This is a genomic window from Bacillus sp. ISL-18 (assembly GCF_018613415.1).
Lineage (GTDB): Bacteria > Bacillota > Bacilli > Bacillales > Cytobacillaceae > Neobacillus.
Genome location: NZ_JAGGQG010000023.1, coordinates 25969 through 39575, shown reverse-complemented (window position 1 = coordinate 39575; position 13607 = coordinate 25969). Strand labels below are relative to the sequence as shown.

Sequence of the window (13607 nt, the reverse complement as noted above, 5' to 3'; positions counted from 1 at the left end):
ATAGATTATGTAAGTTTAATAATTCTTTTTGTAAATAAAAAAAGTAAGCAGTTACAGAGACTGCTTACAGAAAGTTTTTTATTAAATGCTCTTTAAATTTGTTATATTCATGTTGGTATACAGGCCTTCCGACCGTTCCATAGATAACCTTAACTTCAAGAATTCCTAAGTCCTTTAAGAAATTAAGATATTTTCTTGCTGAAACCCTTGATATTCCTATAACATTTGCTACTTCATCAGTAGAAAAGGGCCCGTCCTTTAATCCATGAACGGCATCCCACACCTGTTTTAAAGTATCCTTCGTTAACCCCTTTGGCAGTTCTTCTACTACAACCGTTTCGTCTCTGTGCAAAAGTAAGTGATCGAGCTCCTGCTGACTAACCGAATCCTGTTTACCAATGAACCGGGTTTGCTCAAGGTAGGCAGCAAGTGCCGAGTTAAACCGTTCAAACTCGAATGGCTTAATTAAATAGTCGATAACACCATACCTTAATGCCTTCTTAACTCGTTCAAGATCGGAAGCAGCTGAAATGATGATGACATCAATTTCAAGGTCATTTTCCCGAAGATACGCTAACAGCTCTAGTCCCTGCTTTCCCGGCATAAAAATATCCAGAAGAATGAGCTGAATATCATTCTTCCCCAAAAATCGGATCGCTTCCGCCACTGAATTGACGGTTCCAGCTAATCGGAACCCATCAATTTTAGCAAGATATTGTTTATTGATTTCTGCGACCATCGGGTCATCTTCGACAATCATTACATTAATCATTCGATTCATCCTCTGCTTTATAGGGTATATACACAGCAAAATTGGTTCCTTTTCCAGGCTTAGACGAAATAATCATGTCCCCTTCCAGCCTTTCAATTGCCTGTGCCAAAAGATATAACCCGTACCCGCGGTTTTCTCCTTTCGTCGAGAACCCTTTATCCAGTATTCTGTTTTGAAGTGAGGTCGTCATCCCCATCCCTGTGTCTTTAACCTCGATTGTTAAAATATCCTCGGCATAATCAAGTTTTAGATCGACATTTTTGTTTGGACTGTCCGCAATCGCCTCCATTGCGTTATCGAAGAGGTTTCCAATGATGGTGATTAGCTCATGGGTAATTTCTGGGTTTGCAGGCTTGGGAAGTTTACTTGAACAATCAAATGATAAAGAAGCACCTGATTCTCTAGCAAAGCTTAGTTTACCAATCATAAATCCAGCAAGAACAGGGTCTTGAATTTTCTTCGTTACAAAGCCCATTTCTGTTTCCCGATGGTTAACCGTTTCACTCACATAATTAGAAAGTGTATCATATTGTTCCGTTCGAACCAGGCCAAGGATGACATGAAGTTTGTTCATAAATTCATGTGCCTGGGCACGGAGAGCATCTGCATAGTTACGCACCCCGGTAAGCTGTTCGGCCAATAATTTGACTTCGGTTTTGTCACGGAAGGTAGCGAGTGCTCCCACCGGCTCATTTTCCACGATCACCGGAACCCTGTTTACTAAAATCGTTACCCCATTCAGATTTTGTTCTTGATCCAATTCGGTTTCCCCCGATTTTATAATGCGAGTTAACCGCGTCTCTGGCAAATAAGCTTCAATGTTCCTGCCCATGGGGTTCTCTTCAAGACCGGCTCTTTTAAAAAGCTTTTTGGCTGCCCTGTTTACCAGGGTGATTTTTCCTTCTTGGTCGATCGCTATGATTCCCTCACGCACAGACTGAAGCATGGAACTACGTTCTTCAAGCAGTTTAGCAATAGCGAATGGCTCGAGTCCTAAAAGGATTTTTTTAATGTATTTTGCCAGGCCGACTGCACCGATTACACCGATTAGGATTCCGATTAACGTCCCAATAAAGATCCCCATCCGTCCCTTATGTACTGCCTTTGTAACATTTTCTAAAGAAATTCCTACCGCAACCGCACCGACTTGTTTTCCTTGTGAATTCTTTATTGGAGTAAATGCCCGCATGGATCGGCCGAGAGTCCCCTTCGAGATGGAAACGTACTCCTTTCCTGTAAGAACAGGGCCTTCATCTCCTCCCCTAAAGTGTTTCCCCACTTCACTGGGGTCCGGGTGGGAAAGACGGATTCCTTTCATATCCATCACAACCACAAAGTTAACATTCGTTTTATCTTTAATTTTGCTGGCAAAATCCTGTACTTCCGTATGATTTGGTGCCCCATCTAATGCATCAATCACCGACGGACTTAAGGAAGTCATCCTTGCAACATTAAGGGCTTTTTCTTTCTCTGTCTCTTCCACACTAGAGGTAATTCTTTTGCTTATGATGATATCAGTTATTCCAAGTGATAAAGCGACGACACTGCATACAAATAGAATAATAATCGCTTGTAAACTAAATTTGCCTTTCTTCATATTCCCCTCCAGGTATGATCATAGTAATAGTATGTTTAAAACTTATGCATAAAATGACAAAAGACCGCTAAGCTCATAAAAAGCCCAAGTTTATTATAGTATTTGTCAACAGCAGATGACTTTTTTGTAATTTAAAAAAGTGTTTGGGTAAGTAGTTTGAAACTGCTTTAACAAATAAGGTTAATCTGAGCCTATTGACCACCAATATGAAAAAAAGGCCTCCAATCAGTTTTGCAAACTGATGGAAAGACCTTCTCCATTAAATCTTTTGTTTATCATCTTTTAAAGAACGGAACAATTAGTAAGTTTTTATGGTGCAGGTTTTATATAACAGAAAAGTGCGCTAATTTAATTAGTTAATCTAAAAACTAAGGTCTTCTCCGTTAGTTGCAATCACTTTCTTGTACCATTCAAATGATTTTTTCTTTGTTCTTTTTAATGTTCCATTTCCTTCGTCGTCCATATCTACATGAATAAAACCATATCGTTTTTTCATCTCGCCAGTTCCTGCAGAAACTAAATCAATGCAGCCCCATGGTGTATAGCCCATTAAGTCAACACCGTCTAAAGTAACCGCCTTTTTCATTTCTTCAATATGATCTCGGAAATACTGGATCCGATAATCATCTTCCACATATTGATTTTCATCCGGTTTATCAATCGTTCCCATTCCGTTTTCAACAATAAAGAGAGGTTTTTGATAGCGGTCATAAAGTTCAGATAAGGTGTATCTTAACCCAATAGGATCAATCGCCCAACCCCACTCCGTTTTTTCTACGTATGGATTAATATCTCCCATTTGTCCGCCGGTATCGGTATTCTGAACGATTTCAGTATGGTATACACTGCTTCGGTAATAACTAAATGATAAAAAGTCTGAAGGATACGCCTTAATTATTTCTTCATCCCCTGATTCTTTCTTTATCGATACCCCCATCTCTTCAAAAAAACGATCAGCGTAAGATGGATAATATCCCCGCATCATGATATCAGAATAAATTAAAGCTCCTCTTCGATAATCCAAAGCTCCAAAAACGTTTTCCGGCTTACAATCTTTCGGGTAAATGCAACTTAATGCAACCATACAGCCTATCTTTGCATCCGGAATGATTTCGTGACAAAGTTTATTGGCGAGGGCACTCGCAACAAACATATGATGCTTTGCTTGATAACGTACCTGGGCGGTAGCCTCCCTGGTTCCCATAAAGGCGTAACCATTTAATACATTAATTTCGTTAATGGTAATCCAATACTTTACTAAATCTTTATATCGTGTAAAGACTTCATTACACATTCTTAAAAAACAATCAATCGTCTCACGTCCGCCCCAACCATTAAAATGTTCAGCCAAATAAGCAGGAGTTTCAAAATGATAAAGAGTTACTAATGGTTCGATATTATATTTTTTACACTCTTTAAAGACATCCTCGTAAAATTTTAACCCTTCCTCATTTGGTTGTTCCCCCTCGATTCCACCTTTTGGGAATATTCGGGACCAACTAAGGGATAGCCGGAAACACTTAAAACCCATTTCTCCAAAAAGAGCAATATCTTCTTTGTAATGGTGGTAAAAATCAACCGCTTTATGGCTAGGATAATAAACCTTTTCATCAATATAGCCTGATGCGCCTTCCGGTATCGTATCAACTTTCGGGTCCCCGGTAGGTCGTCGATTTACCATCGTTTTTGTGCCATCGTTTAACTTGATGGTAATTTTTCTAGGACGGTCTGCAGAACCATTTGTTATGAAGTCGCTTGTTGCAAGCCCTCTTCCGCTTTCATTGTAGCCACCTTCATATTGGTTTGCGGCTGTAGCTCCGCCCCATAAAAAATTTTCTGGGAATGTTTTTTTCATAAAAGTTCATTTCCTTTCAAAATGGTCCAAATCATTTTTCATAAAAAAAACCCAAAATAAATTGGGCTATTTAAAGAATGGACAGACATTTTTCAATTACAAATTCTACTCAAACAAACTCATTGAAATGTTTTGATTTGCCCTAATGTTTATCTCTTCTTGTCCTAATGGAAGAGGATTTTGTTTTAAGCCTTTTTGAGAAGTTTATGCAAATCGATGATTTCTCTGGCCAAATCTTTAAGGGTCATTGAGGTCATCAAATGGTCTTGTGCGTGGATCATAATAAGAGGAAGTTCAAATTCCGATCCGTTAGCTTCCTTTTGGATTAAATCCGTTTGAACATGATGTGCTTCATTGAAGGCAGAATCTGCCTCAGTTAATTTTGCCTCTGCTTCATCAAAATTACCTTTTTTAGCTTCTTGCATGGCTTCCATAGCCAAGCTTCTTGCATTCCCTGCATGAAGGATTAATTGAAATGCAAGATTGTAGAGTTCTTCTTTATTCATGATGATTTCATTCATGATTAACAGCCTTTCATATGATTTACTAGGAAAAGGACATGCCTCTCTCCTGCTAATTTGGGTCATTATTAAAATTTAGAAGTTTTACGGTCGGTAAATAGCTTTGTATTTCTAACATCTCATTCTATCAGAAGGCGAATGGACTTCAAGGTAAAAAGAGAGGCACTAGCCTAACTAATGCCCAGTCAATCCTTACGCGATTTTCTTACCATTTCCGTTCATCGCATCTTCTTCTCTCTTCTTCGCTTTATCATATATTCTAAAGAATGGAAGATAAATTAAGAATGAAATAACAATGTTAATTAAATTCATAACCGCACCTGAAATATGTCCGCCAGAAGCAAGATATCCTGAGATAATCGGCGGCATTGTCCAAGGTACTGCAATACCTACAGGTTTTGCAACCAATCCCATATCCATTCCAAGGAATGTTACAATTACCGTAACAATAGAAGTAAATACGAATGGAATGATCATGATTGGGTTTAACACAATTGGCATACCAAAGATTAATGGCTCGTTAATGTTAAAGATACTAGGAGCAAGCGCCAAACGACCAAGACTTTTCATTTGTTGGGACTTAGCAAACATTACCATTGATCAGAACCAAACCAATGGTTACACCCGTACCCCCGATATGGACGAAGTTATCCCAGAATTGTTGTGTAACAATGTGTGGCAGAGGCTTACCAGCTTGATATGCTGTCATATTGTCACCCATCGCACCAAACCAAATTGGTTCCATTACACTTTTAACGATGTTTGTACCGTGTAATCCAGTAGCCCATAATATCGTTACGAATAATTCAGCAACAATGGATCCTCCTAGAGTAAGACCTACCATTTTTAACGGGTCACCTAAAAGGGTTGTAACTAAGCCGTTTATACTTTCATAAGGAGTCAATTCAACAAGTAAACGAATTACCCAAACTATAAAAAGAACAAAAAATCCTGGAATTAAAGCTGCAAATGATTTACCAACACTTGGCGGTACACCAGCTGGCATTTTTATAACAATATCTTTTTTGACAACCCAACGATAAATTTCTGTTGATATAATGGCAAAAAGTAATGCAACGAACAAACCTTTACTGCTCAAGAAAGCTTTTGAAATCGCTCCAGTTACCATCACTCCTGTATCAGCATCAGCCGGAGTAAATACGAAACTAAATGGTGTTGTTAATAGGAAAGCAGCAACTGAAATAGCACCCGCACTCATCGCGTCAAGCTTATAACCTTCTGCTAATCGGTAAGCCACCGCGAATGCTGCGATAATTGACATAATATTGAAGGTTGCATCGACTGGATAACTTAATTTGGCAGCCCATGTTGGCCCAAAAATAGACGTCATCCAATCAGCATAACCTGGAATCGGCAAGTTAGCTAGGATCAAGAATAATGAACCAATAACAATGAATGGCATAGTCGCAATGAGACCATCACGAAGAGCTAGTAAGTGTCTTTGTGCACCAATCTTTCCTGCAACAGGCATGACTTTCTCTTCTAAAAAGCTGTTGAAATTACTCATTTTCTTTTTCTCCCTTTTATTATTTATTATTTATTAGATTAATAGCTGTTTTTAGAACTTCTGGGCCATTACACGTACCGTAGTGGATTGGGTTGATCGCATCCACTGGAATCCCCTTTTCTTCACCCATCTTTTTCATATTTGAAAGCAGATATCTAACTTGCGGCCCTAAAAGAAGAACATCCGCGTTGTCGATATGTTGATTGACTGCATTAGCTGGGACGGCCCAGATTTTCCCTTCAACACCTTGTTCTTGGGCTGCTTTTTCCATCTTTGTTACTAGCAAACTTGTACTCATTCCTGCTGCACAACATAATAAAATATTCATCGATATATTCCTCCTATTTGTCCATAAAAGTTATTTTGAGAAACAATTGGCCAATTCATCAAAGCAGTTTATTTGGCAACTGTTTTAATAGTGTTTTATCACTTGTTTATAGTTTATGTTGAAAACGGTTAATTTTACAGAAAGGATTTTTCCGTTACTCAACGGAAAAATGGATGAATTCTTTATTAGTAATCCCATAACCAAAAAGGGGTACCCCTTTTGGGATCCCCTCATTCTTTGCCCTAAATAAATTTCTTCTTCTACTAGCTAACACTTCCTGCACCAATAAGATAACTTCTTAATTAATTTACGTTACACAACATAAATAACTGATATGGATTAATATACAAAACGATTGCTTCGGGGTTGCATCATCTTAAGATTCATTTAAAATCTTTATAATTTCCTTAGCTGATTCACTCTTTAAAATTTTTTGGACCTTTGTACTGTTTTCTAGTAGAGCAAGGAGCCTTTTATACATTCTATCCAGATCATCACCGTTAGGTACTTTTCTTATATTTAACAAGCAGATAAATTGAACCATATGCCTATCTGCCCATTCGATGGGCTTCTTTAATGTGCACACTGTCCATATCGTTTCCTCTGTTTCAGGTGTAAGTGGATGAGGGATGGCCACAAGATTCCCAAAGCTGGTTGGGGCGACTGATTCTCTTTCCAACACTGAATTTATATAATTTTGGGAGACGAGTTTTTGTTTGTATAATTCCTGACACATAAACCGGATGACACTTTCTTTATCCACGAAGTCTTTATGAATAAAAACTCTGGATTCATCTAAGTAGCTCTCTTCCTCATACTCTTTTACAGGTGATAAACCATTTCGGATTTTTTCAATATCACTTTCTCCTAAAAAGGTATTGACCACTTGTATCGGAACACCTATATCTACTTTTATTGGAATCGTACTTATAATAAAATCAATCGAGGATAGGTCGTATTCTTTTAATTGATAATAATTGGTTGTAGCCACAATATCCAATTCATCTTTAAATTCATTTTGCAAGCGATAAAACAATAGCCTTGCACTTCCAACACCAGAAGCACAGACCACAATCACCCGTTTTGCCTTTTTCTGTCTTGTCTTCTTTCTTTCTAATGCAACGCCGATATGTAAGGCAATATAAGCAATTTCGTGTTCTCCTACCTCAATCCCCAAATATTCGTCAATGCATCTGCTTGCAATGGCAGCACCCTCAAAGGCGCTGGGATATTTCCTTTTAATTTCGTCTAATAACGGATTACGAATGTTCATGTTATAACGCAGACGGTTCATTGCCGGACGAATGTGCAAGGTCAGCGCTTGAATGAATTCTGAGTCGTCATAAAAGTCCCAATTTAATTCGGTTCTCAGTCTTTCCAGCATGCAATGAATAATGGTGCTTAACTCATCAAATTTACTAAATTCATTCAACGTATTCTTATGAATCAATTTTGTCCCCAACAAATGAACAATTATATAATCAATCTCCGCTTTTGGAAATTTTAAGCCGGTAAACCCCTCTACTTCTTTCACAATTTCGTTCGCAACTATTCGTTCAAAGGGGTATTTGCCTGTTAAATCGTGTCCAAGGTTTTCAATGACAAACCCTTCTTCAATTCTCTTGCATCCAATTGAGATATGGGTTGCCAAATTTTCAAGTGCAATGTCGGATATCTCAATTTTGTATTCATTTACTTTTTTTATGATCGTTTCCTTTATCTGTTCAAACAGTTTTTCATCCAAAAGTTGAAAAGAACTACTGTCAATGTTTAGGTTGCTATTACGGCTTAAAATATAATTTGAAAAACATAGCCGTTTCATATATTCATCGCCTTCGACCTGTGTACCATAATGGGGTCTAGAAACTAACCTCAAATTATAGCTTTCCAATATTTCACGGATAATTTTCAAGTCATTTTGAAGCTTAGGCTTGGAAACAAATAGCTCTTCCTCAAGACCTTCCAATTTTATTGGTTCCTTTTCTAATAGAAATCGTTTTAATATATACAAAACCCGATTTTCCTGTTCAGAGAAATCAGATTGATGATCATCTACTGCATCATTGGCATGAGGATTAAACTCCTTTTCAAACACTTCATAGTCCTTTATATCTAATAGATATCCTTTTCCTCGAACCGATTCAATCATGATTCCTAACGCAGTGTATTGTGATTGAAGTTCCTTGATCTCTGTGCGAATGGTTCTGTCACTCACACCAAGTTCCTTTGCCATCCATTCTGATGTAACAGGTTCTTTTGCCTTCATTAAAGACAACACGATGTCCTTTTGCCGTTTCGAGACCATTATCTACTCACCTTTCTTAATGAGTTGAATGAATAAAATAAGTTGTTATTTTTTAGTTTGTTCTCTTCCCTTGCCATTGACTCCAAAACACTTCCTGATCATCGATTTATCTAATAATAATTTTAATATACCTTAAAATGTATGAGATGCTAAATATTAATACATGCAGAGAAATGAGGAATGAACTCGTGGTCTTAAAAAAAACAACCCATGCACAGTTCCCTGAATTGACGTAACGGGTTGATTTCACCTTGCCACACTGAAAAAAGATTCGATGAAAAATAAAAACCGTTCACTTAATGAACGGATTCTTAAACTTGTATCATATGGCTTTGACTATTTTAGCTTACTTGTCTATTTTTTTAATGATACGGAAAACTCTCCAATTGCATTTTCTCCCCATTTGAGAGAAAATTGATCACCTTCTACAGCCGGTCCAACTCCCTCAGGTGTTCCTGTAAAAATGATATCTCCTTTCCCAAGACCAAAATGTAATGCGCTAAAATCAATAATGGTTTGTAAGTCGAAAATCATATTTTGAATATTCCCTCGCTGTACTTGCTCACCATTCTTCCAAAGAGCAAAATTGAATTGCTTACATTTTTCTATACCCGGGAACTCAATAAAGGGGGTTATTACAGCAGAGTTTGGAAAGCCTTTTGCAAGAAGCCAAGGGTATCCCTTTTTCTTCAACTCGCTTTGCACATCCCTTAGTGTAAAATCAATCCCCAGCGCCATACGATCCACAAGTTCGTCAACTTTCATTCCCTTTTCATAGGACTTTGCGATATGTACAACCATCTCTACTTCATAATGAATAGACCCACGGTCACCCGGCAGATTAATCTCTTGTCCGCATGTCTCCACCAAAGCGTGCGTCGGCTTTGAGAACAAAAAAGGCGAGGTTGGAATATCATTATTCAATTCCTTTGCATGTGATACATAGTTCCTGCCTACACAATAGATATTTCGAATGTTTTCCATATAGAAAACCCCTTCCTATTTAGATTACATCAAAATGGTAAGTTATCCTCATCATCCCAGTGATCAGAACCAATTGTTGTGTCTTGCTTTTTGACGTTTCTTTTTAATTCTTCACTGAGAACAGGTTTAACTGTTAAGACCCTATTGAATTTCTCTTCATATAGATCACGAATCCATACTTTTACAGGTGCTTTCCATTGCTGATTAGGTGCAGGGATATTTTTAATTAAACTCTTTGGTGTCATCCCCAACTCCTTAGCCATTTGTATATCAGTCTCATTTAAACGGCACCGTTTTTTAGCCTCTTCCCAAGCTTGTGTGTTCCTTTTTGCTACCATCAGTATATCCTCCTTTTTTACGATAATTGTGGAAGATATTCTACAATATTAACTTCATGTATACTATCCTTTTGTCCGTCCAGATTTCAGTCCCCACAAAATTTCTTAAATTTCTTCCCGCTGCCACATGGACAAGGATCATTTCTGCCAACCTTTTGACGGGTGGAGACTAATTACCTCTCCTTTTTTATTGGGCATAGGCAGTAAAGCCTTCTTCTCTTGGGCGAATAACTCCTCTGATGTATAACCCTTTAAATACCATTCTCTCGTATTATTCATAAGAAGAACAACCGCATCCATCAGTCTTGGCACAGCTTCTAAGTTTTCGAATGTCAGTTGCGTCTGTAAATATTGAAGAAGCTGCCTAGGTTGATTGCCTAATTTCACATGTATAATACAATCCTCTACAAGTTCCATAGCCTCTTTTTTTGACATCCGATACTCCTGCGTAAGTTGCGATAAAAGTTGAGGAAAACCTTTTGGACGCTCCACATAGTCCGTTTCACCTGCTTCAAGGAGCTGCTTCTTCGAGAATGGATAGTAGTCAATATTCTTTCTAGATGCCTGCTTCTCTAAAATAATTAAAGGGTCTAGCACTTCCCAGTAAGAATATCCATACCTGTCAATGTATGTTTCTTGGTAGTATTCCATCGCATCAAAAATAACATAATTGAAGGCGAGGTAATCTGGGTGAATAGGCGTATATTTCTCAACTAAATTCACTAACTCGTCATGAGGCACAGTTCCATAATAATAGAGTAAACCTCGGGTTATCTTTATCCATTCCGTATTCCGCTTAACATCTGATAGTATCGTTTCGTTACGTACAATTTCCCCTAGGGAAGACAATAATTCTAAAGGAATCATGACGATTGGACTGCCATTCTGAAAACCAGTAAACATAAAACCAGTTTTATAGAAATACTCCATTTCCTCGATTTCTATATTCTTTGCGCTAATTACCCCATTATTGGCAATGATATCTTTTATTAAAAATAATCGTCGCTCATCGAACTGACTGATAATATTTCTAATAAGAGAAGGGATTTCGTCTGCCAAATATTGAATTAATTCTTCTTTTTTCAAGGAACTTATATTTTTGATTTGCAGCTTTTTCCGGATGTCTTGGAGATCCGCAACTTTTACTAGCCATCTTCTTCATTTGATATTTATTTTTTCCATTGTATCACGCATTTGTTTAAATTAAACACATGCATCTGGGCAAGACATATTCTGATAAATGAAGACATGTTGCTATACTAACTAAACGTTTGATTAAAAGTGCGGCAAACCCTTTTAAACCAAGCTTTTACCCTTTTTCCAGAAAAATTTATTGTCGAAAAAAAACCATGCATCAATTACTGCTGCAAGAATACATGTTAGAGATGGCACCAATCTCCATCCTATACAACCGAAAGGTGTCAGGCACCACCCGAAGGTTAGCGAAGATCATTTATGCGGGAGGGGAGTATGCTGAAAGTGTTAAAAAGGGGAGTCCGTTTTTTTCTGAAGGCTCATGAAGTGTCCGTTGTCGATTATCCAAGGAATACGAAGATGCTGCTGGGGAGTCTTTTAGGAGCTATTGCGGCCATTTTACAGTCTGCTGGGTTAATTGGCGGTTTCGGTTATGCGTTTAGCATGATGGCTACTGGGCCGATAGTGCTGTCCACTGTTATCTCTGTTCAGTTTGGCCTGCTTACCTATGTAGTAACCGCCCTTTTACTGCTGATCATGCAGCCCTCGGAGGTTTTGGTTTTTCTGTTTACAACCGGGCTATTAGGGGTTGCATTAGGGCTGGGATTTAAATGGTCCAAACGAAAAGTTTCCGTTACCTTGACGGGAGGACTGGCATTGTCCGCAGGAATCCTTTTGCTGCTCTCTATTTTTCACTTTCCGGTATTGGGTCCTTCCTTTTCAAGTGATATTAACGCTAAAACGATCCTCGCGGTAGAAGGTTTCAGTATTGTATATAGTTGGATTTGGATGAGCGTTAGCATTGCAGGGATAAGACAAATAACTAAAAGAGTAATGAGTAAGATTCTACTTGAAAAGAGTGAATCAAATTAGAGCCTTCCATCATATATGGAGGGCGTCTGCATGTGATTCAAGAAATGAAATTAAGCCCATATGAAAAGAGGCCTTCCAACAGTTTAGCAAACTAATGAAAGGCCTTCCCCATAGTTTATAGAGACTGTTGAAATTTTAATCTCTACTAAATAAATCCCTTGTATACACTTTATCCGCGACATCAAGTAATTCATCCGATAATCGATTAGCAACAATAACGTCACTTACTCTTTTAAACTCTGCCGGTTCATTAATTACCCTAGAATGATAGAATTTCTCTTCATGTAAAGCTGGTTCGTATACAACTACTTCAATGCCCTTTGCCTTAATACGCTTTATAACCCCTTGAATAGCTGATTGTCTGAAGTTGTCCGAGTCCATTTTCATCGTTAACCTATAAATACCCACTATTTGCGGATTTCTCTTGATAATCATGTCGGCAATATGATCTTTCCTTGTTCTATTGGCATCCACAATAGCCGTCATGATGTTATTCGGTACATCAGCATAATTGGCTAATAACTGCTTTGTATCTTTCGGCAGGCAATAGCCGCCATATCCAAAGGAAGGATTATTGTAATGGTTCCCTATCCGCGGGTCGAGGCCAACACCATCGATAATCTGTTTGGTATCTAATCCTCTGACCTCTGCATAGGAATCCAGTTCATTGAAAAAAGCAACCCTCATTGCCAGGTAAGTGTTAGCAAATAATTTAATCGCTTCCGCTTCAGTTGAATTGGTAAACAAAACAGGAATATCCTCTTTTATGGCACCTTCCGCTACTAAATCAGCAAATATTTTCGCTCTTTCTGATTGTTCACCAACCACAATTCTGGAGGGATACAAGTTATCGTAAAGGGCTTTTCCTTCCCTTAAAAACTCCGGTGAAAAAATAATATTGTCGGTTTCAAACTTCTCTTTTACTTTATCCGTGTAACCTACCGGAACGGTAGATTTAATCACCATGACAGCATCTGGGTTGAGGGAAAGAACATTGGCAATCACTGCTTCAACCGTTCTTGTGTTAAAATAATTCTTCTCAGGGTCATAGTTTGTCGGCGTTGATATAATCACATATTCTGCATCTTTAAAAGCTTTATAATTATCTGTTGTTCCGGTTAAATTAAGTTCTTTTGTTGCTAAGAATTCTTCAATCTCATGATCAATAATAGGAGATCTTTTATTATTTATCATATCTACTTTCTCTTGAATAATATCAAGAGCTATGACCTCATTGTGTTGGGCTAAAAGTATCGCATTGGATAATCCTACATAGCCGGTTCCTGCAATGGTAATTTTCATTTTCAATACA

General features: G+C 38.0%; 11 protein-coding genes and 1 pseudogene. 1 reads left to right on the top strand and 11 read right to left on the bottom strand.

Translation table 11 applies throughout. The features are described 5' to 3' along the window. Positions 1-64: 64 nt before the first annotated feature. From J7E81_RS25415 to J7E81_RS25370, 10 genes and pseudogenes are all read right to left on the bottom strand, one after another. Positions 65-772: a response regulator gene (locus tag J7E81_RS25415; RefSeq protein WP_215046731.1), complete on the bottom strand. Its 708-nt coding sequence runs from the start codon at positions 770-772 to the stop codon at positions 65-67. Beyond that, complete coding sequence (gene dcuS, locus J7E81_RS25410) at positions 765-2369, bottom strand: DcuS/MalK family sensor histidine kinase (RefSeq protein ID WP_215046729.1); 1605 nt, start codon at positions 2367-2369, stop codon at positions 765-767. The genes J7E81_RS25415 and dcuS overlap by 8 nt, the downstream gene beginning before the upstream one ends. A 361-nt stretch (positions 2370-2730) precedes the next feature. Continuing rightward, complete coding sequence (locus J7E81_RS25405) at positions 2731-4224, bottom strand: family 1 glycosylhydrolase (RefSeq protein WP_215046727.1); 1494 nt, start codon at positions 4222-4224, stop codon at positions 2731-2733. A gap of 185 nt (positions 4225-4409) precedes the next feature. After that, entirely contained in the window at positions 4410-4745 is a 336-nt protein-coding gene (locus J7E81_RS25400; RefSeq protein WP_285292052.1) for a PTS sugar transporter subunit IIA, read from the bottom strand. 192 nt (positions 4746-4937) lie between these two features. Continuing rightward, positions 4938-6273 (bottom strand): annotated as a pseudogene (celB, locus tag J7E81_RS25395) (PTS cellobiose transporter subunit IIC). A 19-nt stretch (positions 6274-6292) separates the two neighbouring features. Next, the gene (locus J7E81_RS25390; RefSeq protein ID WP_215046725.1) at positions 6293-6601 is read right to left on the bottom strand and encodes a PTS sugar transporter subunit IIB; all 309 of its coding nucleotides are present in this window, start codon (positions 6599-6601) and stop codon (positions 6293-6295) included. A gap of 376 nt (positions 6602-6977) precedes the next feature. Continuing rightward, a complete protein-coding gene (locus J7E81_RS25385; protein WP_215046724.1) occupies positions 6978-8906 on the bottom strand; it encodes a BglG family transcription antiterminator in 1929 nt (642 codons plus the stop codon). 354 nt (positions 8907-9260) lie between these two features. Continuing rightward, entirely contained in the window at positions 9261-9890 is a 630-nt protein-coding gene (locus J7E81_RS25380; RefSeq protein ID WP_215046722.1) for a fumarylacetoacetate hydrolase family protein, read from the bottom strand. Between the two features lie 29 nt (positions 9891-9919). Next, positions 9920-10228, bottom strand: a complete 309-nt coding sequence (locus J7E81_RS25375) for a hypothetical protein (protein ID WP_215046720.1) — start codon at positions 10226-10228, stop codon at positions 9920-9922. Between the two features lie 138 nt (positions 10229-10366). Then, positions 10367-11314 (bottom strand): secC motif containing protein, encoded by a 948-nt coding sequence (locus tag J7E81_RS25370; protein ID WP_251028878.1) that lies wholly within the window; start codon positions 11312-11314, stop codon positions 10367-10369. A gap of 384 nt (positions 11315-11698) precedes the next feature. On the opposite strand from J7E81_RS25370, the gene J7E81_RS25365 reads away from it, so the two are divergent. Further along, positions 11699-12295 (top strand): hypothetical protein, encoded by a 597-nt coding sequence (locus J7E81_RS25365; protein ID WP_215046718.1) that lies wholly within the window; start codon positions 11699-11701, stop codon positions 12293-12295. Positions 12296-12430: 135 nt separating this feature from the next. Here the strand turns inward: J7E81_RS25365 and J7E81_RS25360 are convergent, their stop codons facing one another. Further along, positions 12431-13597, bottom strand: coding sequence for a nucleotide sugar dehydrogenase (locus tag J7E81_RS25360; RefSeq protein ID WP_215046716.1), 1167 nt, complete (start codon positions 13595-13597; stop codon positions 12431-12433). Between the last annotated feature and the right edge of the window lie 10 nt (positions 13598-13607).